Source organism: Sphingobacterium tabacisoli (genome assembly GCF_017908035.1).
Lineage (GTDB): Bacteria > Bacteroidota > Bacteroidia > Sphingobacteriales > Sphingobacteriaceae > Sphingobacterium > Sphingobacterium tabacisoli.
Genome location: NZ_JAEQMU010000004.1, coordinates 525327 through 549118, shown reverse-complemented (window position 1 = coordinate 549118; position 23792 = coordinate 525327). Strand labels below are relative to the sequence as shown.

The following is a 23792-nucleotide window of genomic DNA, read 5'->3' as shown; positions in this document are numbered from 1 at the left end:
AATAACTTTGTCTCTCCGCTATATTTGTCTAATTTCGTGATGGAATGATTACTTATTCGATATGACGGAAATTAGTTTACATGGAACACTTGCAGGGCATCAAAATCCTATTTATACACTAGAGGTTGATAAGGATACCCATATTCTATATTCTGCAGGCAATGATAAGGGAATTGTAGAATGGGATCTGACCGAAATGAAATTTAAGCGGATACTTTGCGCTGTGCCTGCTTCTGTATATTGTCTCAAGATTATTCCCGGTACAGATTGGATTGTTGCAGGAATGCGTAACGGAGAGCTCTTTATTATTCAACGGACCGAACCCGAGTTGGTTGCTAAACTGAAGGTCGAGAAGGGAGCTATTTTTGATATTCAGTTCCTTCAGGCCAAGAATGAAATTATTGGGATCGGAGAAGAAGGTCGGGCCTACGTTTGGAGTCTAGAGACCTTCCAGTTATTATATACTTTTCAGGTATCTAAAGATAGAGTACGGGCGATGGCTGTTTCTACGGACGGACAGCTTATTGCTTTTGGTGATAAACAAGGTTGGGTATACCTTCATGATGCGCAAGATTTCAATCAGATTGTAGCAGAGAAAGTCCATGAGATGGCAATCGCGAGTATGTTTTTTGACAAAGAGCACCTTTATACGGGTGGACGGGATGCCCAGATGTATAAATTGAAATTTCCTACCTTAATGAAGGAAAACCAGTTGACTCCACATTTTTTTACCGTTTATGGAATAACTGGGCTGTCAAACGGACTGGTCACGGTAAGTCGGGATAAAACGATTAAAGTATGGGATAAAGATTTTCGACTGCTTAAGAATATATCCCGTGATAAGGGGATTGACTCACATCATCTTTCAATCAATAGTATGGCCTATGATGGAATGCTCAAATTGTTATGTACGGCCGGAGATGATAAACTGATCAAAGTCTGGTTGGTGAAGTAGTTATGAAGTTATCCTGTTAACTAGATAACAGGATAACTCGATTACAGGACAACAAGATTAACTATCTCTGTTAAAAATTTTTCGTCTATCTCATCAAAGGTATTCAGTTGATCACTGTCTACATCCAATACGGCAACGACTTCATCATTCTTCATCATAGGGATGACGATCTCAGATTTAGAAATTGAACTACAAGCAATATGACCTGGAAACTCTTCTACATTGGGTACAATTAGAGTTTGTTTTTGTGCCCAAGAAGCGCCACATACTCCTTTATTAAAGCTTATACGTGTACAGGCTACAGGTCCCTGGAATGGGCCCAGCACAAGTTGATCTCCTTTTACAAGATAAAAACCGACCCAAAAGAAATTGAATTGCTCTTTTAAAGCAGCGGCAACGTTTGCGAGGTTAGCAATTTTGTCCGGTTCTCCCGTCAATAGTGCTTTAATCTGTGGAATCAGACTTTTGTACTGCTCCTCTTTATTTCCGGTATTTATTTTAAGGTCTTCTGCCATTTTTTTATTATTATCGAGTTATCCTGTTAACGAGTTATCTTGTTCACCACTGGTTAACTTGTTAATGAGTTATCTAGTTAACAGGATAACATGTTCACTTCCCTATTGAAACTGTATCCGTACGTTAATCCCAAAATACGTATACGATGTTGCATAGTTTTGGGAAGTGTATGGTTTTACAGCATTCGAATTATAGAATAGACGAATATTGTAGAATTGATTAACGGTATAATCCAATGACGGGTTGATCGTTAAGCTCTTGTTGCCTCCAGATATCTCTGCTTGGTTGATATCTGAGCGGTATACGGTAGTTTTTCTGTCGTTCAAAGCAAAGTCTACTCTGAAGTTCATATCATTTACCCACTTGCGGTCTTCAAAAATTCCGAAAGGAAGACGGATATTGTTTTTCCGATATCCCATACCTACGATGAAAGACTGTTCGGTCATCATTGCCAATTGACTATTCTGTAAGCTCATGTTCATATCCCGTGTTTTACGGTATTCGGAGTTTACAGATAGGGCATTTGCAAAACGCATATCGACTCCGATAAGGGGAACAAATCTGTCGATGATTGATATCTGACCATATTGATTCTTCGGTAAGAAATTTTGATTTGCATCCCGCGCAAACGGCATCCCGTCGGCTTCCTCATATCTTGCTGTTGAAGTATATCCCCCAATAATATATTGAGACTGATAAGCATGGTTGATATTGATCGAGCTGATGAAATCCTGTACTCCCAGTACATTGGCCAAAGCATTGTAAGAAATTCTCCAGTTCGGAAGAGGGAAGGTTGGCTTAATTCCCTGTTTTGCCTGATCCGCATCTTTGCCAAGGTAAGTCGCTAGGAATGCATTGACGACTACATCTTGTTGTGTTTTACTGTATCCATCGGCATAGAAGTCTGCAGATTGTCCTACCGAGTTTATGTTTTTCTCTCCTAGACGTTGTGATATTGCCTGTCTATGTTCTTCAAATTTTTGGAATAACGCATCACTGTTTTTAAACGAAGTACGGATAGCAATCTGAGAAACAGTATAGTTTCCGGTCACATAAGGGGATGCACTTTCCAGCTGACCTGTAGTGGCATTAAATTGAATAGCAGACGTCAGGTTATAGTTATCTATGCGTGACATCGTTAAGTCTACTCTTAAGCCTTTAATCGGTTCCAGATTGGCTACAACGGAGATGTTCTCTGCAAATGTTTTGGTATACATATTCGTCTGTAGCGTATCAGATGACAACCAGCCATTTCGGGCCGCTTTATCTAGGATATCTCCTTGTCCGCCGAATAGGAAGCCCCAGCCTGGAGCATTCGAGTTGAAGTCATAGCCAAGCACATTGGTCGAAGGTAAATAACCCGGAAGATACGTGCCCTCCGTTTTTGTATACGCTCCGTTTACATTGCGGATAGAAGTCAGCAACTGGACCAAAAATGGAACAGTCCCTGTGCTATTCCTGCCTGAATTTTGACGGATGAAACTAAATTTGTTGTAGAGTGCACTCAGATTCAACGTTGGGTTAATCTGTATTGTCCTATTATTTTGTATGCTATTACCCAGGTTAATGTTCTCATTTCGTAAACTCAACAATGGTTCGCTCTGCCAGTTAAACTGTGTACCGTAACGAGCAGTAGCATTTATCCACTCCAAGTAAGGAATCTTATTGATTGGAAGAGTATAAGTCAGATTCATCATATGGTTGTAATCTGTCGTTCTACCCATCTTCCAGAAATTTGACCATAAGGTATCCCGTTTGGCTCCATCGATCCGACCGTTTGGTTCATCGATAATGGAGTAGTTGGTCGCATTGAAATCTAAACGAAGCGCTTTAGTCAAGTCCCAGCTGATACCATATATGCGATTCATATTAAAGTTCTTATTATAATAAGTCGGTAGTACGTTGTTAGACGAATTATCCCGTAGCGTATTCTCGTTATAGATACGGTTTACTTCCATCCTAAAGTTTAATAACGAAGGCATAAGGTTGAAGCTCATGTCGCGTATCAACGCTAGGTTTTTGGACTTGATACTTTTGAACGGTTCAAAAAATGTCACCGTTGGACTACTAAAAGTGTAATCTAATGAACCGCGATAATTACGTTGTAAAGCCGAAGCCGTGTTAAAATCCCTATGGTAGTACTCGCTGAAGGCATAGGAAAGACCGAAGTTCTCGATATCCCATGGACGGACCGGCTTCTCATTGTTGGTCCTAATTTTCCGTACGTTAGTAAAACTAAAGCCTTTTCGAGTGGTGTAATCCTGTACAAGACGTAATAAAGAGTCTCTTTGGTTGTTTGACAGGGTCGCTAGGGCACTATTTAATTCGATATCTGGACTCAGTGGGTTGAATTCTGGTGTTGCTGTCTGATTGGAATAGTTGAAATAAAATGGAATGATGACGCCGTGTCTAGGATGTATGAATTTTCCAAGTTCGGCATTTGTCGTAATATCGAAGAAGAAGTTGTCCGAGCGGTTGCGTTCTCCAACACGTTGGGATATCGAACCAAAACCAATCGTTGATTTGGTACCTGTTACAGCGACATTGGCAAAATCCGCGAGCTTGACATTAAGACGTGCTGTAGCAGCCCATCCACCTTTATCATCGAAGTCGGTAAGTCGGAGTTCGTTGAACCAGAATTCTCCTGCAAGGTCTCTGCCGTCGTCCATCGGTGTACTGGTCGATGAGCCACGTAATGGGTTGCGGACTCCAATCATATAGAAGCGTACTTTGGAAATGTCCGGAGTTCCGATAATGAGGATTCGGTTCTTACCGTCGGAGTGCTCATAAGGTACATCCAATGGCCAAGGTTGTCCATTTAGCTTCGCATTATCCCGTGCCAATTTAGCGTCTTGGAATAGTTTGATCTGAATGTTCATCCTGTTTTCCTCAGGCCAGATTAAATCTGCAGCAGTTGTTCCAGGACGAGTAATGCGCAAAGGCATATCGTATTCGTAGTAGTTGTATTTGTCATCTGTTCCAACACGAATAAAGGCCCTGAAGTCCCCATCGTTAAGGTTATCACCTTCGGCATGGATAAACATTTCAAGACGGCCATAAGGTCTGAAATCGTGCGAGGCTGTTTTGAATGTCGCTCGCCCATAACCGTCCCGAAGCTGTTTTACATCGAGACTCATGGATTGCTCATTCAATTGAATGTCTAGATTGTTGTTGGAAATATCGATCTGCCTGTTGATGCCCGGAGGAACAACGTAGGGGATAGGTTCGCGTTTACCATTCTCTTCGATACTGACGTTGGCTACGTTGAATGTCGAGTTGTCTGAGGCAACAACGCCCATGCTGTGATCTGCAATAACTTTGCTCGCTACGTTTTCTGCATTATATTTTCTCCAATCGCCACGAACGAATTGCATTCTTCCGAAACGAACTACGGCAGTATCTGTAAAATTGGTCATAAATAGACGGACAAAGCGGATGGATTTAAAATCCTGAATGTTGCCTTCCCGACTTTCAAATTCATTTAAAGGAATACGTAATTTATACCACTTTACATCCATGTCCTTACTCAGTACACGGACTGTAGATGTCTGCTCGTCGACGATAAAGTTTTTGCCCACCACCATGTCCTGAGGACGGAGAGATAGCTTATACTGATAATACTCATCAGTCTCGTTCATGGTGTTATCCCGGTTGATATCCTCGCCGTCTGGCAATAATGTACTGGCAGAGGTCTCGACTCCAAAATCTGTCATAGACTGATTATTGGTCCGTGTATTGCCCTGGGTTCCGTTATAGTACTGGTAACGTTCGAGAATGCCTACACTTTGATCAAAGTGATTACCTCTAAAATAGATATAGTCATCTGAAGAAGGGTCATTTTCTAGTTTTGCAAATGCCTGCGGATCAAGAATGCCTCGCATCTGATTCAAGAAATTAGCATGAAAAGAGCGTTCGTCATCGTTTGTCAAACCATCAAGTCCGACATCTTGATTTAATCTGCTGGCATCTGAATTTTCAAAGGCCTGTACTACGGGCTGGTTACGTACTACATTACCCCATACAGTCTGGTCTACTAGTGACTTGTCTCCTGTAGGCGAGAGGCCGTTTTCCAAGGATTTTCTTCCATCTTTTAGGATATCTTCTGAAATATTTCCTAAGTTGATATAGATATCTCCACCGGCTTTATTTGGATTAGTCAATGTTGGATCCATCATCCACATTTCTAAAAATTCAATATTTTGGGCCTCGAAATCTGTTTGGTCAATCTTACGGAACATACCGCCCCAACGCGTCTTCGGATTCAAGAGATTGCCATCAGGACTTATGTTTGTGGTGGTGTAATTGAATTGACCACGAGCCATAGGGTAATAGGCCAAATCCAAGGTGGGTAAGAATGCATCACCGCCAGTTTTGATTTCTTTGTACGGGAAGACCTCCTTCTCGGTCACTTTTCGGGTTCTGTGGTCGAGTAGAAAGCGGTCGTTTATACGTGGATTGAGACTCGAAGGCTGATAGAAGATCGGGTCGATATTGTAGAAGGCGAGCTGCGCTCTGTTGTAGCCGTAGGCCAAATCGTTGTTTAGGTTTGATTCCGGGAACATACGCGGTGTTCCTGAAATCTGCCAGCCCAGCTGCCCTTTAATGTCTATATAAGAAAAATTGTTTTCAAAATTGTCAATATAGGTGGTACCGGTATTCCCGTTTGCGGTATTTAAGCCTTTCGGATGCCCCGGTTTTAAGTGTGCAAACTCACCATAGAAACTGATATGGGACTCTTCTTTTGTACTTAAGAAAGGTAATTTGTCAACCATTCTCGTCAGCCAGCGCGAAGGCGCGTTGTAAGTAATATCAGCCCCAAACATCGTGTTGGATATAGGTTCCTCACCAATGAATACCTTTTCGGATATCGGCTTCTCTGTCAGGTTCATGATGGTAGCGCCTACCATTAGATTTTTATTAACAGTGTAATCTAAGCGGCCACCCATTAATGTCTTCTGTTGTAGGCCGAATAAGGTTTCATCTTCTACAGAAACGCTTATAGGTTGTCCAGAGAGGACAAGGGCTTGATTTAGTATCCGTAATGTACCAATCTGATAGTCGACCATATAGTCGGTACCTTCGGTAAGAATAGCACCTCCTGACATGACACGTAATTGCCCAGGACGGAGGTTCATAACACTCAACTGATACTCTGTGCCGGATCCGGATTGATACCTCCCTTTTAATTTGTACCGGTTCTTATTTGGGAATTTTTGTTCCGCGTCAACCTTGGTATGTGTATATAGTTCAGGATAGGTGTATTTTTCAATCAGATCAACTTCACCTGCATTAAAACGGGCGGCCAGATCCTTACCGAAAGGCTCTACAACTGGGAAAATTAATTTTCCGCGTACAGGTTCAATAGTGATTTCTGGCAAGAAGTCGAATAAACCATCTGATCCTGCAGCGAGATTTTGCGTGACACGATCCAAACTCGTGAGTTGCAACCAGGTTTTGTCGGCTGTTTGGCTACCTTCATACATTGATGGTCGGTCGGCTCCAGTCTCTGTTTCAGTACGGTAAATCTGTAGAAATAAATTATTCTCGGAGATGTTGGTCGCATTGAGAGAATAAATATTTTTCATCATCAAATTCCATATCGGAAGGTTTGTTTTCAAAATTTCATTCTTCAGTAGCTTTGTATAAAGCATCTTGGGAGCGGAAGGAGTTACGGGGATATCGGTGCTAAATTCTCCGACCTGATACTCTTTACCATTGGCCAGGTAACGATAAGCAGTGGCCAATACTTGATCCTGTCCCAGTGGATATACTAGGGAAATGTATCCTAGACGTCTATTTACGGTGTAGTCTCTACCTTCGATAAGTTTGCGGGCATAGGTTAGCTTCGCATAGTTGTCATTGGCACCGGTTCCTGAGAAGAAACTTTGCACGACATTGCCGGTAGACTCCCGTCCAGGTTCACCCAATTGGGATAGTAAGTCGTTGGAAATATCAGGGCTTAGCGAACCCGGTATCCCAGTGGACGGTAACCGGTTGGGAGATACACGATTGATGATCGTGTTGTGAGGGTTGTATTCTCCAAGGTCCATTAAGGCCATAATGTCCCGGGAATCTTCGAACGTATTAGACCGGTTATTGACCCAAACCTCTATTTGCGTAATATTTATAGGTGTAGTGATGATCGGGGCCATAGCCAAGGACTGAGCGTAGGTGTCCCTAAAGTATTGTCCCAAGAAGTAGTGCTGGTTAGCCTCGTAATTACTGAGTTCTAATGTCATTTCGCTTTCGCGGCTACCATTAGATAAGGTAATCTCTTTTTTACTTGAGCGTTGTTGAGAGAGTAAACCCGTAACGGCAAGCTTTCCAAATTGTAGTTGTGTTTTTACTCCGAACAGTGATTCTGCACCCTGAATGAGGGTAGAGTTGAGCGACATGTTCACATTACCAATCTCCAATCGACGTATAATATCATCGTCGCCAGCGACATAGTCGAATCGAATTTGGTTTTCAAAACCGAATTGAGCACGGGAATTGAAGTTGGCATTTACTTTTACCCGTTCACCAATATTACCTACTAGGTTAAGATTCATGTTCTGGTCAAAGTCCATCCCCCATTGTTTGCGCTGACGCTCGTTAAACATTGGGTTCTCATTAGTATTGTATTGGGCCATAATGCCAACATCCACGCTACCGCGTGGATTGATATCTATGGTATTTCCTCCAAATATTTTTTCAAAGGTGGGGCTGTTTATTTCAATGACTGGGAAGAGCCTGCGTCGCCGTTCTTCTGCCATTTCTTTCCCGGCCAATTCTTCCCAATAGTTTTTCTTCAGCCTTTTGAATTCATAGTCTTTAAATTCATCAATACTGAGGTATAGGGGAGGGCGGTACATCTTTGTACCGAGTTTCTCCCTAATAATATATTGTTTTGTTTCTGGGTCAAAAACGATCTCCCTCTCGATATTCTGTGGTATATCCAAAGAAATGGGGCGATAGGATTTCGGCAGTTTGATAAAGGGATTGTCCTTAAGGTGATATTTTAATTTTGTGGAATCACCGGCTGAAAGATTTGTGACAGGTGTTACCACTTGGGCATAGCCAATATTTATCAGTACACAAACAAGTATCAATAATGAAAATAATGACCTGTGCTTTTTCAAGAGAGTTTGGCTAAATAAAATTAATAATTGCTATTATTCAAGCAAATATCTATGTTTTAATTAATAATAACAAAAACTCCCAAGATATTCCTGGGAGTAAAATGTTAAAAGATTGTTAATGTGGTTTGTTTACTACAAACGTTATAGCTTTTTAAGGGCAGCTTTGATAAGCCCTTCTACGGTCAGATTACTTTCTGTTAACACGAGTGCCGCAAGCGTTTTTTCGACTTGCGTTTTTTGAAAACCGAGCATTACGAGAGCTGATAGTGCTTCGTCTGGTACAGATTGTGTCGTAGTAGGAAGCGGAAGTAAGGCATGATCTCCTTGCTTCTTGAGTTTGTCCTGTAATTCGAGAATAACACGTTGGGCGGTTTTAGGACCTATCCCTTTTATCTTTTGGATGATAGCAACCTGTCCATTTACGATGGCAGATTGAATTTCTTCTGGAGTTATGGAGGAAAGCATCATCCGGCCTGTGTTTGGGCCTATTCCCGAAACAGAAATTAGGTGATTAAATAGATGGCGCTCGCCTTCGGTCGCAAAACCGAATAATGTATGAGCATCTTCGCGGACCTGAAAAGAGATAAAGAGTTTGCAGTTTTCCTGGTCTTTGATCAGTGAATAGGTCGTTAATGAAATATGGACATAATATCCAATGCCCCCTACCTCAAGTATGACATGGGTAGGGGCCTTGAATACGAGTTTACCATTGAAATAATCGTACATGGTTGTATTTTAAAGTTATGAAGTTATAAGGTTATAAAGTTATGAAGGCGTCTTTTGTAACCATCGTAACTTATCTCCTTTGTAACTTTATTTTGAAGTCTCGTGTGCCTGTGCATCAACCACCGCAATGGTTACCATATTCACAATCTCACGAACGGAACTGTCTAATTGTAATACGTGTACCGGTTTGTTCATGCCTAGTAATATAGGACCAACCGCTTCTGCATTTCCAACTTCTTGCAATAGTTTGTAAGCAATGTTACCTGATGCTAAACTTGGGAATATAAGGGTATTGGCACTTTCACCTTTCAGGGTACTGAATGGGAAATTGCTGTCCAACATCTCTTTATTCAATGCGAAGTTGGCTTGTAATTCGCCATCTACGATGATTTCAGGGTGATTTTTGTGAAGTAGTTTTACAGCTTCACGTACTTTTGTCGGCGTCGGACCGTCGCTAGAACCAAAGTTAGAGTAAGAAAGCATCGCTATTCGTGGCTTTACATTAAAACGACGTACCGCTTTTTCAATCAAGACAGTGATGTCTGCAAGTTCCTCAGCAGAAGGATCTGTGTTTACTGTCGTGTCGCCTAGGAATAATGGTCCCTTTGATGTCAGCATCATGTACATTCCTACAATTCGGCTTCCTTCTTTGGCTCCAATTACATGTAATGCGGGCTTAATGGTGGATGCATAATTGCGTGTCAATCCAGAAATGAGAGTATCAGCTTCTCCAAATTCAACCATACTAGCTGCAAAATAATTGCGGTTAGACATCAGCTTGATGGCATCCATTTTAGAAACACCTCTACGAGCTCTTTTTTTGTAAAGATGCTCTGCATATTTTTCAAAACGCTCTGTTTTTTCTTCTGCTTTAGGATCAATGATTGTAACATTGTCTAGGTCAAAAGCGTACTCTTCAATCATGTTGGTTATACGCTCTTTGTTTCCTAATAAAATAGGGATCGCAATTCCTTCTTCTTTGACAATTTGTGCGGCACGAAGTGTTTTCGCATTATCTGCTTCCGCAAAGACCACTCTTTTAGGATTGTTTTTCGCAATAGAAGTTACCTTACGCATAATACCGTCGTCTTTTCCAAGACGTTTGCGTAGTTCATCTTTGTAAACTTCCCAGTCCGTAATTGTCTGTCTTGCCACACCTGAGGCGATAGCAGCTTTGGCTACGGCAATAGAGACTTCTGTAATCAAACGAGGATCTGTCGGTTTTGGGATTACGTAATCTATTCCAAAACGTAGATTGTTTGTATTGTACGCTTGGTTTACCTCTTCTGGTACCGTCTGTTTTGCTAGATCAGCGATGGCATGAACCGCTGCGATTTTCATGTCTTCGTTAATCGCTGTAGCGCGGACATCTAAAGCTCCTCTAAAAATATAAGGGAATCCCAATACATTATTAACCTGGTTAGGGAAGTCTGAACGGCCTGTTCCCATGATGATATCTGAACGTGTAGCTACTGCTAGATCATAGGCAATCTCTGGGTTTGGATTAGCCATTGCTAAAACAATCGGTTTGTCTGCCATGGATTTTAGCATATCCGCAGTAAGGACATCTGCTGCCGATAGACCAATGAATACATCCGATCCTGCAACTGCATCGGCTAGGGTGTGGATATCCCGGTTCGTAGCCCACTCTGCTTTGGAACCATCCAATTGCTCGCGGTCGCTGCGGATTACTCCCTTGCTATCCAACATAACGATGTTTTCTTTTTTTGCACCTACTGCTACGTACATACCTGTACAGGATATTGCAGCGGCACCTGCACCATTTACGACGATTTTAACAGAAGCAATGTCTTTACCCTGAAGCTCACAGGCATTAATTAAAGCCGCTCCAGAAATAATGGCTGTACCATGCTGGTCATCATGCATGACCGGGATATTCATCTCCGCTTTTAAGCGGCGTTCAATCTCAAAACATTCCGGTGCTTTGATGTCCTCTAAGTTGATACCGCCGAAAGTTGGTTCTAAGGCCTTAACGATGTTGACAAACTCATCTACGTTCTTGGTATCCAGTTCGATGTCAAATACATCGATGTCTGCAAATATTTTAAAAAGAAGACCTTTTCCTTCCATAACAGGTTTACCTGCCTGAGCACCGATATCGCCTAGACCTAATACGGCAGTACCATTACTGATTACAGCAACGAGGTTTCCTTTTGCGGTATATTTATAGGCGTCTTCTGGATTTTCGGCGATAGCAAGACACGGCTCTGCTACTCCAGGAGAATAGGCTAACGATAAGTCGCGTTGAGAATTGTAAGGTTTTGTTGGAACAACTGCAATTTTGCCGGGACGGCCAAGGGCGTGATAGTCCAAAGCCTCTTTTTTTCTATTGATATTACTCATTTTAGTATGGGTGTCAAATTTAAGCCTCCAAAGGTATTATTCTGTTTTTATAATATACAATAATAAAGTTATTATTTCAGGATGTCTAGAACAGTGAACATACTTTGACGCATTTTTGACGCACTCCCCGTATAGTTATAGACGATAATAGTGAAAGTATATGCTTTGCCATCTTTTGCTTTATGATAACCTGTGTACCCTAAGGTGCCACCTATAGTGCCACTCTTCATCGTCATCTCATTATAGGTAGGTAGACTCTTGATAAAGGAATCGTACCAAGGCCTTTTTATAGCGTATTGCATGATTTGATTCATCGCGTTGGTCGTTACATTATTCTGTGGAGAAAGACCTGAACCGTCGATAATACCTAGTTCGCTACTATTGATCTGAAGCTTTTGTTGCCAGAACTTCTGTAGGTAGTTTGCACCGTCGTAGGTGGAGGTTTTGCCCCCACTGATGTAGGCTATGCTTCTTAAGATGGCTTCGCCATAGAGGTTGATACTTTTTTGATTAAACCAGTACACAATGTCTGTTAGCGCCGGAGAGGTGTGTAGATCTAGTTCTGCGGTCTTGTTTGGAAATATAGAATCCTGTTCTACCAGCCTTTGCCCTGTGGTCGGGGGCGAGCTTACAACTATTCCAGAAGTATTGATAGCTTTAGAAAGGTCGAAAGCTAATGCAAAAGCGGGATCCGGAAGAGAAATCTCAATTGTTTTCTTTAAATCCTGGCCATAGGTGCCACGGAGGTATATTTTTTCGGAATAGGGTGCCGAGTAGGCGTAGACATTGTCACCACTGCCGGGTCTCCCGATTTTTACCGTGTTGATCAGTTGGAGGTAAGAAAGATCGGTGGTGGTGGATGCTATCGGAGCCGCACTGTTGGGACTGCCGGTTTGGAAATTAATCCCCGCTTTATTTTCCTGCCAGTTTAATGCTGATATGCCAGCGCCGTAGTAGTTGCCCATGTCGTTCCATATCCATCCTCCAGGGACATCATGGCCGTTATAAAGACGGTCATCACCTATGATACGCCCTTCGACCGCTATAATACCTGCGGTTTTGATGGCATTCACCCATTTGTTTAGTAGCGTCTGTCCTTTGGTTTGTTCATAGCGATCACTACCTAAGGTAGGATCTCCAGAACCCTGGATCACTATATCGCCATGTAAGATGCCTAGGCTATCTATGGTGCCCGTATAATAAAGCCGCGTCTTGTAAGTGTAGTTCGCTCCCAAAAGGTCAAGGCCTGTGATAGACGTAATTACTTTAAGGGTCGAAGCGGTAGGAAGACCTATGTTGCTGTTTTTTTCAAACACGATATTGCCCGTGCTCTTGTCTATGACGTGTAAACTCGCCATTCCATTTTTCAACCCGGGTTGTGCAAGGAACGACTGAAACCCTTTGTCTAAATTCTGTTGGATAGACTGCGCTTGGGATGCTGTAATAGAAAATAGCAAAAGATAGAATAGCGCAACGTATTGTTTTGTGTTCATAATCATAATAGCATTTTGACAAACCTAAATAAATTCATTTTGATATCCAATATAATCGTGAAGCTCGCATATGATGATTGTTAAAGAAAGAAATGCTGGCGCGCAGTTCCGTAAAGGAATAGAAATCGCTAACTTGCAGGAGATATTTAGTTATAAAAATATGTCACATTTAGAAAGATTAACCAAGGTCCGTGGTTTAATGAAGGAACAGGGAATTGATGCGTATATTATTCCTTCATCGGATCCTCATATTAGTGAATACCTCCCTGAGCGTTATAAGTGTATAGAGTGGACTTCCGGTTTCAGTGGATCTGCGGGTACTTTAGTAATAACTCCTGATTTTGCTGGACTATGGACTGACGCTCGTTATTTTGTGCAGGCAGCGGAGCAACTTGCAGGAACGGGATTTGAATTGGTAAAACTTAAAGTGCAGGCTGCCGCAGAATATGTGGAGTGGTTGGATCAGCGACTGGAAAAAGGAGCGAAAGTTGCCTTTGATGGTAATCTTGCCTCCTTGCTTGTCGCACAGACAGTCAAGAACAGTTTGGAACCTAGAGGTATTGTGGTAGATGGACATGTGGATTTGCTAGGGACAATATGGGAGGGGAGACCTGCTTTGCCACAGGTGAAAGCTTATCTGCTAGGCGAAGATATAACCGGACAGCGTACGGGTTCTAAATTGGAAGAGGTCCGGAAGGCTCTACAAAAGTATCGTGTGGAAGGGCATTTCATATCTTCACTGGATGACTTAGCCTGGTTGCTCAATGTTAGGGGACAGGATGTGCCGTGTAATCCGGTTGTGCTGGGCTTTGTATATGTGACGCAGGAGGAAGCGATCCTCTTTGTCGAATCTTCAAAACTGGATAAAGAGGCGGTCGCTGAATTAGAGCGTGAGGGGGTACGTGTATTGGACTATGCGAATGCATTTGCATTTGTGAAGGATATATCGATCAGCAGTATCCTTATCGACCCAAAGCGGACTTGTTTTGCGATATATGACAATATTCCGGCGGGAGTGAAGATTGTGGAGCGGATCAATCCATCGACAAGCTTGAAAACAATTAAAAACAAGACTGAAATCGCTCATGTGCGCAATACCATGGTCAATGATGGGGTAGCTATGACGAAGTTTTTTAAGTGGTTGGAAGAAACGCTGGGTAAAGAAGAATTATCAGAGATCTCCATCGCCGAGAAATTACAGGGGTTCAGGGCAGCGCAACCGGGATTTGTTGATATCAGTTTTAATACTATTGCTGGTTATTTGGACCACGGTGCATTACCGCATTATCATGCTACGGAAGCTAGTAACTATACATTAAAGCCCTCGGGCCTATTACTGGTAGATTCTGGAGGGCAGTACAAAACTGGGACTACGGATATTACGCGTGTGGTATCATTGGGTAATGTCACACAAGAAGAAAAAGAAGACTATACCATCGTATTGAAAGGTACTATTGAAGGTAGTCAGGCGATATATCCACAGAATACACGAGGTTATCAGATTGATGCGATAACGAGACGTCCTATATGGGAGACGTTGCGTAATTATGGACATGGTACGGGACATGGAGTAGGCTTCTTTTTAAATGTACATGAGGGGCCTCAGGTCATCAATCCGACCAATGTAGATATACCACTGGAAGAAGGAATGATTACCTCTATCGAACCTGGACTATATCGGGAAGGTAAACACGGAATCCGTATCGAAAATCTTGTGTTATCAGCAAATTATAAGAGCTCTCAATTTGGAGATTTTATGAATTTCGAGACCTTGACCATTTGTTATATTGCGACGGATCTGGTCGAAAAGAACCTGTTGCAGCAAAGCCATATCGACTGGCTAAACGGCTACAACCAATGGGTATACGACAAATTGTCTCCGCTATTGACCGAGGAAGAGGCTGGCTGGCTAAAAGATAAGACGCAAGCAATTTAATATTACGATAGGAGGTTGTCCTTTGGAAGGGAAACCTCCTATCGCTCTTTGAAATAACCTCAAATTAGCATAAAATAGATGAACTCACGAAGAAGGTTTTTACGTAAAATAGGCGTAGGCTCGCTGGCTATAGGTTTGGCTCCGAATTTGTCAAAAGGGATGTCGTTGGAGAAAGTGAATAAGCCAGTAGTGCTGTCGACATGGGATTTTGGACTAAAGGCCAATGCAGCAGCGTGGGAAGTGCTTGCCGCAGGAGGACGCGCGTTGGATGCGGTGGAGCAGGGGGTACGACTTACAGAGGCTGACCCTACAGAACGGAGTGTCGGATATGGAGGGCGCCCTGATAGGGATGGCAAGGTGACGCTGGATGCCTGTATCATGGACGAATATGCGGGTATAGGTTCTGTAGCTGGATTGGAGCATATTAAACACCCGATATCTGTAGCTAGGGCAGTGATGGAGAAAACTCCTCACGTGATGTTGGTGGGAGATGGGGCTTTGCAATTTGCTAAAGAGCAGGGATTCCCAGAGGAAAATCTCTTGACTGCGGAATCGGAAAAGGAATGGCAGGAGTGGTTAAAAACTGCAAAATATGAGCCGGTGGTCAATATTGAAAATCACGATACGATTGGTATGATTGCGCTAGATAGCCAAGGCAACTTGTCTGGCGCCTGTACCACTAGCGGAATGGCCTTTAAGATGCATGGTCGGGTGGGGGACTCTCCAATTATTGGGGCTGGACTCTATGTAGACAATGAAATCGGGGCAGCTACAGCTACGGGACATGGTGAAGAGGTAATCCGTACGGTAGGAAGTCATTTGGTGGTGGAGTTGATGCGGCAGGGATATGCTCCTCAAAAAGCATGTGAAGAAGCGGTAAAGCGAATCGTTAAATTTACCCATAACCGGAAAAAAACCTTGGATAATATACAGGTAGGATTTATTGCCTTGAACAAAAAGGGAGAATACGGTGCATATTGTATCCACGGGGGCTTCAATTATGCGAAATATGATTCTAAGGGGAATGAGCTTATTGTTTCAAATTCTTATCTAAAAACGAATGGCTAATATAGAGATTGCAAGTTTCAATCGTCGGGCAGCATTGATCGCGCAAGAAAATGGCGCAGACCGGATTGAGTTTTGTGCCGGTATGGAGGTGGGAGGGACCACTCCAAATATAGAAGATGTTATCGCGCTTCGCAAAGAACTCGATATCGATCTGAATGTAATGGTGCGTCCAAGAGGGGGAGATTTTGTGTATAATGAGGACGAATTTGATCAGATGAAAAGAGCACTGATCCGTATGAAGCAACAGGATGTGAATGGCTTTGTTTTTGGGATATTAAATAAAGATAATAGCGTGAGTCTGGAGCAGAATAGAGCGCTAGTCGAATTGGCTTCCCCCTTGCCTTGTACGTTCCATCGTGCTTTTGATGATGTTACAGATATGGATGTTGCTTTGGAAGATGTTATCTCCTGTGGTTTTACGACCATTCTAACGTCAGGATGCGAACCCAATGTGATGGACGGTTTAGCGAATCTAAAATATCTTGTACAAAAGGCTCAAGGTCGTATTGTCATCATGCCGGGAGGAGGTCTCCGCTCGACGAATGTGGAAGAGGTTTTACGTGAAACGGCTGCCGTGTATTTTCATTCTTCGGCAATCACTGATGGTGGAAACACCGCTGTCGCTCAAGAAGTGAAAGAGCTTAAAGAGAAGGTATCTTAATACCTTCTCTTTCGCTTTATTTATTGATCCATATCCGATTAAACCAAAACGCATCTGTTCCTTCATTGGTGAGTTCAATGGTATAGGTTCCTTTGCTTGGAAAGGAAATCTGACCTATCCGTCGATCTGTAAATTCCGGATTGTAATTGTTCTCATTTGGCTCGGCTACCATCATCGAGTTTGGCTCCAATAGTCCTTTGATCGTGATTTTATCTGCTATAATACTGATTTTTTTATCTGTTTTAAGCGGATTGTAGGCTGATAGATCCAACTTGTACAAGCCCGGTTCAGCAATATATACAACCCATCTGACCTTCTTTGTCCCGTCTAGTTTGATACGGTTAGGTTGTTTTCCATCATATTTTTGAAAAGCGATTCCTTTGTCCTGATGGTTTGTTGCGGTGAGGGCAAAACCTCCAAAAGTCGATTCTGCAACAATATCGCTGTCTATTGCCAGTGGTTGGTTATATTTTAATATGATATTGGAGACATGGTTGTCTTGTTCTTCACCTTTTAAGTCGATATGCAATAACGGTCCGTCAGACTTAAATGAAAGTTTTCTTTTTGTTGCGCCTCGCATGAGGTAGACCTCTTGTGGCACGGTCTTGATTCCTGAGATGCGTAGAGTGTGATCCAATGGCCAGTTGAAGACTTGGGCATATACAAAAGTAGAGTTGCCTTCTTGCTTGGTCGTGAGGTATCCCCAGTCATGTTGCCCTGATCGGAATGGAAGTCCTGTGGCTCCATAGACGCTATTGCCATATGCTTTGAGCCAGTCTCCTACCTCATGGAGGCGTTGTATACTCTCGTACGGCACTTTCCCATCTGCTCGAGGGCCTATATTGAGGGTGAGGCCACCATTCAGGCTGACATTGGAAATCAAGGAATGAAATAGCTGCGATGTCGATTTCCATTCATTCTCCTGACTGTTGTATCCCCAAGAGTGTGCGATCGTAGCAGGTGTTTCCCAGGGGTGATCAATGTAGGTGGTGCCAAATTGATTGTCGCCAAAGGTTTCAAAGTCTACGGCACTTTTGTCCGTAGGTAGACCGAGACGGGAATTGATAAGGCAGTTAGGCTGTAGACGGCGTATGAGTTCGACAACTTGTAATAGTTGCTCTTTTTTGATAATTGATTTTTGATAGGGAATCCACATATCGAACCACATCAGGGCGACGTCGCCATAATCGGTCAATAGCTCGGTAAGTTGGGGGATAACTTTTTTCTGCCAATATTGGTCAAATTGTGCATCACTGACATGACCTTTTAACTCTTGATTGTGATCCCAGGCATAGGGATGTTCCCAGTCGATCCAATGGGAATAATAAAAGCCTAGTTTCATGCCGTGTTTACGACAGGCTTCGGCTAATTCTTTGATAATGTCTCTGTCGGAACCAGATAGGTGAGGTAGGGAGTAGTCTCCGATTTTAGTGTCCCATAGGGCTACTCCGTCATGATGTTTACTGGTCATGATGATGTATTTCATGCCAGATTCCTTTGCTAATAATACCCACTCCTCCGGATTTATCTTAGTCCAGTCAAAACGATGAGCCAGTTCGCCATATTCTTCTTTAGAGATGCGGTTCCGATACCTTATCCATTCTGCATAATTATTTAGATAGCGTAGTTTTTCTCCTTTCCAAAGTCCTTCGGCAGCGCTGTATAACCCCCAGTGGATAAACATGCCGTATCGAACTTCCTGAAACCATTGGCTCTTTGTGGAAGAAGGCTGAGCAAAGGTTTGTAAGTACATGATGAGACATGTTAAGAATATTAAAGTGGTCTTTAATAGATTGTAATACATGGTGGTAAAGGTTGGTGTACGTAGCAATATACCGAAAAAAGTAGGTTGTATGTAAATAAATCAGGATAATATAGAATATAAAAATCCCCGTTGTGGTGAGCAACGGGGATTTTTATAGCAGAGCTAATTTTGTTTGGCCCACCAGAGTGGGGTTAGCACTTTATCGCTACCACCTAATAGTGTTACAGCTTCTTGGTATCCTGCTGGGTCGGAATCTCTCAATGAAGAAGGGAATGGTAACCGTTGTGGAAAGAATTTGATGCTACTTGTCATGTAATTGCCTGAGTTTAGGTCAGGTAAATTTGGTAATGCATTTTCGATAGCTGGATTCTCGAAGAAAGGTAAGCCCAATCTTCTTTGGTCATTCCATGATTCCAGTGGTAACCAAGGTAAGTTGGCAATGAATTTTTGAGTGATAATCTTTGTCAATATATCATTGCGTACCGATCCATTTTTATAGAGCGAATTGATAGGATATTTGATATTGACTGTTCCTAATGTCTGTGTATAGCCATCTATGAAGTCCATTGTGTGTTCACTACCAGGTTCAGCGATATGGGCAAAGCTAACAGAGGTTCCAACTCGATTATATTCTGTTGAACTTAAATAGTCTGAAGCGAATTGGCTTACACCCCAATAATCGAAATTGGCTTTGATACCATTCTCATAGGCAATTTGCGTAGAGGTTCCTGTAGTCCAGCCTTTTAGCGAGGCTTCTGCTAACAAGAAGTAGGTCTCCCAATTTGCAAAGAAAATTCGGCTATTGGTGCTTTTTCTAAATTGAACGGCAAGCGCTGGTACTTTTCCGACAAGGGTACTCCGTAATCTGTTGTTGGTGCCTTTAGCGGCCCAGTCGCCCAAAGCAAAAGCATTCCAGGTAAATTTAGTGTGAACAGGGATTTTGCTGCTTGGAGTCACTAACGTATCTACTGTTTTTTTAGAGTCATTGCCATTCAAGAAGAAATTCTGATTATTGATATCGCCAGGTATGAAGAAAGCTTTCAATGCACGAGGATCTATCTTATTGGGTAACCCGTCTAACCAGTATCCTGCAGATGGGTCATTGGTCATAGAGGTGAAATGATCAGCATATCGTTTCCCTATATAGTTTTCCGCTTTTATAGAGGATTTTAGAGAATCAGCAACTTGTCTTTCAGTTTTTATGCCACCTAATCCGAGGTAAAGGTTGTTTAACGTAGATGAAAGTGCTTGGTAGTTCCATGAACGGCTCATAACTCCTGCTAAAGGATCCCAACCATCTCTTTCGGCAACGGTGAAGTTATCCTCTTTATTGATGATATAAAGGTTTGTCGCAGCGGCAGTCTCAAACTCTGTTTTTGCTTTTTGAGCATCAACTTCAGACAAACGCATTGCTAAGCGTAGACGCATGGAGTTGGCATACCTTATCCATTTTTCATGGTTAAACTTGTAGGCTCGGTCAAACTTAGCGATGTCATCCGGAATTTTGACGCTAGGGTTTATTTTGGAGATAGCATCTTTTAACTCTTCAAAAAGATAGTAATAGACATCTTTTACAGAGCTATATTTTGGGTTTGTCCCCACAGCATATTCGATAGGCATGGGACCAAAATTGTCTGCAGCCTCACTAATCAAATACGCTCTCCATATACGTGAGATCTGTAGTAAGTTGTTGGTGTATTCATTTGCAGAGCCAGCATTAATTTGATTGGTAGCGATTTCTATTCCTTTTGTGGCGTTTTTAATCCACTCCGAGGAATATCTGTAATATTCTTTGGACCAGTCATCATTGACAGTACCTGTCGCAAGACCATTTGTCATATGTTGTCTTCCCGTAGTTTTCCAATCTAAAACGAAAATACGTTCAGCAATATTAGGGTCTTGTTGCGCTCCTGTAAGTGAGTTATTAAAGAAAAACTCAATCTTTACTTGTTCGTCATTACCCTTTAGGGGGTTCACGTTCATGTCGTTAAATTTAGAACAGGAACTAAAGACTCCTCCTATGAGTAATGCAAGGCTTATTTTTGATATGATAGTTTTCATTGTTTTCTTTTTTTGTTTGATTAAAATCCTAACGTTAAATTGAGAAAGAATGATCTAGAGGTCGGAGTCGAGAAGTTCTCAAAACCTGTTGCATTCGAATTGATTGCGAAGACCGACTCCGGATCTATGCCATTTGCATAACTTTTGATCATCCAGACATTATTTGCTGTAAAACTCACTTTAGCACGTTGTACAATGCTGTTGCCTAGAATGATTTTTGGAAAGTTATAGCTTAATGTCACATTTCTCAAACGGATGTTAGTAGCATCATATACGTTTTGCTCTGTAATACCATAGTTTCCTGAGGTCGAAGTGACTTGTGTCCAATACAGTTGCTGTGTAGTCTGTTGTGTGTTTTTTACGTAATTACTGTTAGATCTGACAACGCCATCAACAACAAAAGGTGCGCGCTCTCCGTTTGGAGCAGTTATGGCCGCGCTACCATTGGCTTGAAGATTCAGGTTGGTACCAGAAAAGAACTCTCCGCCAAATCTTCCGTCTACTAGGAAACTAAGGCCAAAATTCTTATAAGCGAAGCTATTATTCCAGCCAACTAGTGCTTTAGGTGCTTGGTTACCTAGTTTGTGAAGACCGTCAGCTGCTTGGGGTACTCCATTTCCGTTTAGAATCAGTTGCCCATTAAATTCACTATCCGAATCCTGAACTCTTAAAAATTTAGTGCCGTAAATATCACCATAGAGACCGCCTTCGAGAGCTCTTATGGAAACATTGTCATATGATCCCAATGGATACATGTCTACTCCATCGATAAGGCGAATTATCTTATTTTTGTTTGTCGAGAAGTTCACACTTGAATTCCACGTCAATTTATCTGTGTTCGTTAATATTCTACCGTCGAGTACAACTTCGAAACCAGAGTTTTGAATATTACCTGCGTTGATTTTTTCGAACTCATAACCGCTGTAAGGGTTCATTGGTAAGTCAATCAACTGATTTGTTGCATTTGTTTTGTACCATGCAAAATCTAAACCTAATCTGCTGTTGAATAATCTAGTGTCGAAACCAAACTCTAATGTTTTGATGTTCTCGCTTAAGATATCAGGGCTAAATTTGGTTGTACCCATCCCCGCAGTGGTATTTCCGTTAGGATCCTTTCCTATATTATATACATTGTATAATTGGAAGGCAGGTAAGTCGTTTCCAACCTCTGCATAAGACCCACGTAATTTAGCAAAAGATAACCATTGAGGTAGTGTACCACCTGTTTTCGTAATCATGTCAGAGATAACCCACGAAGCACTAACAGATGGATAGAAGAAAGATCTGTTATCTAGACCTAGAGCCGATGACCAGTCATTTCTTCCTGTTACATTCAGGAAAAGGTAATTGTCATAGTTAATCTCCGCTGTAGCATACAAAGAGTTTATTTGTTTACGTAGCAAACTTTGTTCGATTGTAGGAAAAGACTTACTATTGTTGATGTAGAACAGATTAGGTACTTGCAGTTCTCCAGTGTTGGCGTCTATACCTGTAGATTTTGTTTTCATGATTTGTCCAAAAACAGATGCCGATCCACCCCATTTTCCGAATAAGTTGTCTTTGCGTGCATTTATTGCTAGGGTGAAATTGTTTTCAAAGAATGTGTTTTTTCCTAAAACATAGCTTCCGCCTGTAATCAAAGGACTGCCACCATAAGTTTTAGTTTCGTAGTTGGTTGTGTATTGATCACGACCAAATCTAGCTTCGGTGTCTAACCAATCGTTGAATCTGTATTTGATGTTTCCGTTCATGATAAAGCGATCACGGGTGTCATTGTTCAAACGGTATTTTTCCAACCAATATGGATTCATGGTTTTATTTTCAGAAGTTCCATACCAAGCCATATCACCAACTGAATTCAATGGGTTTTTGAAGTCTAAAATATTCATTGAACGAGGCATTGTAAACAGCGTGCTATACACGTTGGAATTATTGTGCCCAGAGACAGGTCTATTCTTAGCATTGATGTTCATATATTGCACCTTGACATCTGTTGTCCAGCGTTTGTCTGGACCAAAGGACGAATTTACTTTAGTCATCAAATTTAAACGCTCTAAGGACGATCCTGGAATCTTGCTTTGGTCGTTGAGATAAGTTGCAGAAGTGTAGATATTGGTTTCACCAAGTTGCTGTTGAAAAGCCAAGTTTTGCGTGTGATTGACTCCCGTATTGAAGTAGGCACCAATGTTATCGTATGCTTTACCTGAAATTTTTTCGCCCCAGCTATTGGTTATTGTGGGATTGTATACACCATCTTTTCCTTGTCCAAAATTATCCTGAAGTTCGGGTGTCATAAATATAGTTTCTAGACCAAGTGTCGAAGAGTAAGTGATACCAGCACCGCTTTGTGCCTTACCCGATTTTGTAGTGATGACAATAGCGCCATTACCCGCTCTCGAACCGTAAAGTGCAGAAGCAGCTCCGCCTTTGAGAACAGACATACTTTCGATGTCATCTGGGTTGATGTCGCCTAATCCTCCTCCCATATCGGTTGCTGGATTCCAAATGTCATTGTTTTTGTCTCCATTACCTTTTATTCCACCAAGGAAATTGTTCATGGGTACACCATCTACGATTATTAAAGGTTGATTATCCCCGGTTAGAGAGTTGTTGCCCCTAAGTGTAATTTTGGTAGAAGATGCAGGACCTGCTGACCCTTTTATGATTTGAAGTCCAGACACTTTGCCTACTAAAGCATTAGCAATATTTGTTTCTTTTGCATCAACGAGTTGGTCTCCTTTGACCTCTTGAAAAGAATAACCTAGTGTTTTCTTTTCTCTCTTGATTCCCATCGCCGTCACGACAACTTCATCTAGAGCTCCATCTTGGTTTATTAAAGATACATTAATCGTTTTAGCTGATGAGGTAATAATTTCTTGTGAAATGTAGCCAATCATGGAAAAACGTAACGTTTGTCCTGCTTCGACTTGTATAGAATATGCTCCTTGGCTATCCGATTGTGTAGCTTTGTTAGTGCCTTTGACAGATATACTGACGCCTTTTAATGGGCCAGATGCATCCGATACAATCCCTGTAACAGACTGCTGTGCAAATACCATCGATATGCATAAGAGCATTAGGGTCGATAGACTGCAACATTTGAGATAAAAAGTGCTCATAAAGTTT

General features: G+C 41.9%; 12 protein-coding genes. 4 read left to right on the top strand and 8 right to left on the bottom strand.

The features are described 5' to 3' along the window. Nucleotides 1-61 precede the first annotated feature (61 nt). A complete protein-coding gene (locus tag JKG64_RS16705; protein WP_210355426.1) occupies nucleotides 62-955 on the top strand; it encodes a WD40 repeat domain-containing protein in 894 nt (297 codons plus the stop codon). Between the two features lie 41 nt (nucleotides 956-996). Here the strand turns inward: JKG64_RS16705 and JKG64_RS16700 are convergent, their stop codons facing one another. The 5 genes from JKG64_RS16700 to dacB form a co-directional block, all read right to left on the bottom strand. Then, nucleotides 997-1470: a GAF domain-containing protein gene (locus JKG64_RS16700; protein WP_210355425.1), complete on the bottom strand. Its 474-nt coding sequence runs from the start codon at nucleotides 1468-1470 to the stop codon at nucleotides 997-999. 102 nt (nucleotides 1471-1572) lie between these two features. Continuing rightward, the gene (sov, locus tag JKG64_RS16695) at nucleotides 1573-8592 is read right to left on the bottom strand and encodes a T9SS outer membrane translocon Sov/SprA (RefSeq protein WP_246512637.1); all 7020 of its coding nucleotides are present in this window, start codon (nucleotides 8590-8592) and stop codon (nucleotides 1573-1575) included. A gap of 141 nt (nucleotides 8593-8733) precedes the next feature. Continuing rightward, nucleotides 8734-9318 carry a Holliday junction branch migration protein RuvA gene (ruvA, locus tag JKG64_RS16690; protein WP_210355424.1) on the bottom strand — a complete coding sequence of 195 codons (585 nt, stop codon included), beginning with the start codon at nucleotides 9316-9318 and terminating at the stop codon, nucleotides 8734-8736. 87 nt (nucleotides 9319-9405) lie between these two features. Then, the gene (locus tag JKG64_RS16685; protein WP_210355423.1) at nucleotides 9406-11682 is read right to left on the bottom strand and encodes an NADP-dependent malic enzyme; all 2277 of its coding nucleotides are present in this window, start codon (nucleotides 11680-11682) and stop codon (nucleotides 9406-9408) included. Between the two features lie 71 nt (nucleotides 11683-11753). Continuing rightward, on the bottom strand, nucleotides 11754-13175 hold the full coding sequence (dacB, locus tag JKG64_RS16680) for a D-alanyl-D-alanine carboxypeptidase/D-alanyl-D-alanine endopeptidase (protein ID WP_210355422.1): 1422 nt from the start codon (nucleotides 13173-13175) through the stop codon (nucleotides 11754-11756). Nucleotides 13176-13245: 70 nt separating this feature from the next. Between dacB and JKG64_RS16675 the strand changes: the two genes are divergently transcribed. The 3 genes from JKG64_RS16675 to JKG64_RS16665 all read left to right on the top strand — a co-directional run bounded on the left by JKG64_RS16675 (nucleotide 13246) and on the right by JKG64_RS16665 (nucleotide 16840). After that, nucleotides 13246-15111 (top strand): aminopeptidase P family protein, encoded by a 1866-nt coding sequence (locus JKG64_RS16675; protein WP_317195852.1) that lies wholly within the window; start codon nucleotides 13246-13248, stop codon nucleotides 15109-15111. Nucleotides 15112-15189: 78 nt separating this feature from the next. Beyond that, the gene (locus JKG64_RS16670; protein WP_210355421.1) at nucleotides 15190-16179 is read left to right on the top strand and encodes an isoaspartyl peptidase/L-asparaginase family protein; all 990 of its coding nucleotides are present in this window, start codon (nucleotides 15190-15192) and stop codon (nucleotides 16177-16179) included. After that, the gene (locus JKG64_RS16665; RefSeq protein ID WP_210355420.1) at nucleotides 16172-16840 is read left to right on the top strand and encodes a copper homeostasis protein CutC; all 669 of its coding nucleotides are present in this window, start codon (nucleotides 16172-16174) and stop codon (nucleotides 16838-16840) included. The genes JKG64_RS16670 and JKG64_RS16665 overlap by 8 nt, the downstream gene beginning before the upstream one ends. A gap of 16 nt (nucleotides 16841-16856) precedes the next feature. Here the strand turns inward: JKG64_RS16665 and JKG64_RS16660 are convergent, their stop codons facing one another. The 3 genes from JKG64_RS16660 to JKG64_RS16650 all read right to left on the bottom strand — a co-directional run bounded on the left by JKG64_RS16660 (nucleotide 16857) and on the right by JKG64_RS16650 (nucleotide 23785). Next, nucleotides 16857-18593: an alpha-L-fucosidase gene (locus tag JKG64_RS16660; protein WP_246512636.1), complete on the bottom strand. Its 1737-nt coding sequence runs from the start codon at nucleotides 18591-18593 to the stop codon at nucleotides 16857-16859. Between the two features lie 174 nt (nucleotides 18594-18767). Then, entirely contained in the window at nucleotides 18768-20666 is a 1899-nt protein-coding gene (locus tag JKG64_RS16655; protein WP_210355418.1) for a SusD/RagB family nutrient-binding outer membrane lipoprotein, read from the bottom strand. A gap of 20 nt (nucleotides 20667-20686) precedes the next feature. Beyond that, nucleotides 20687-23785, bottom strand: coding sequence for a SusC/RagA family TonB-linked outer membrane protein (locus JKG64_RS16650; protein ID WP_210355417.1), 3099 nt, complete (start codon nucleotides 23783-23785; stop codon nucleotides 20687-20689). Nucleotides 23786-23792: the final 7 nt, after the last annotated feature.

Bases quoted from the DNA above. Each gene is read 5' to 3' on its own strand.
- JKG64_RS16705 (WP_210355426.1), top strand. From the start codon at position 62: ATGACGGAAATTAGTTTACATGGAACACTTGCAGGGCATCAAAATCCT.
- JKG64_RS16700 (WP_210355425.1), bottom strand. From the start codon at position 1,470: ATGGCAGAAGACCTTAAAATAAATACCGGAAATAAAGAGGAGCAGTAC.
- ruvA (WP_210355424.1), bottom strand. From the start codon at position 9,318: ATGTACGATTATTTCAATGGTAAACTCGTATTCAAGGCCCCTACCCAT.
- JKG64_RS16685 (WP_210355423.1), bottom strand. From the start codon at position 11,682: ATGAGTAATATCAATAGAAAAAAAGAGGCTTTGGACTATCACGCCCTT.
- dacB (WP_210355422.1), bottom strand. From the start codon at position 13,175: ATGAACACAAAACAATACGTTGCGCTATTCTATCTTTTGCTATTTTCT.
- JKG64_RS16675 (WP_317195852.1), top strand. From the start codon at position 13,246: ATGATGATTGTTAAAGAAAGAAATGCTGGCGCGCAGTTCCGTAAAGGA.
- JKG64_RS16670 (WP_210355421.1), top strand. From the start codon at position 15,190: ATGAACTCACGAAGAAGGTTTTTACGTAAAATAGGCGTAGGCTCGCTG.
- JKG64_RS16665 (WP_210355420.1), top strand. From the start codon at position 16,172: ATGGCTAATATAGAGATTGCAAGTTTCAATCGTCGGGCAGCATTGATC.
- JKG64_RS16660 (WP_246512636.1), bottom strand. From the start codon at position 18,593: ATGTACTTACAAACCTTTGCTCAGCCTTCTTCCACAAAGAGCCAATGG.
- JKG64_RS16655 (WP_210355418.1), bottom strand. From the start codon at position 20,666: ATGAAAACTATCATATCAAAAATAAGCCTTGCATTACTCATAGGAGGA.
- JKG64_RS16650 (WP_210355417.1), bottom strand. From the start codon at position 23,785: ATGAGCACTTTTTATCTCAAATGTTGCAGTCTATCGACCCTAATGCTC.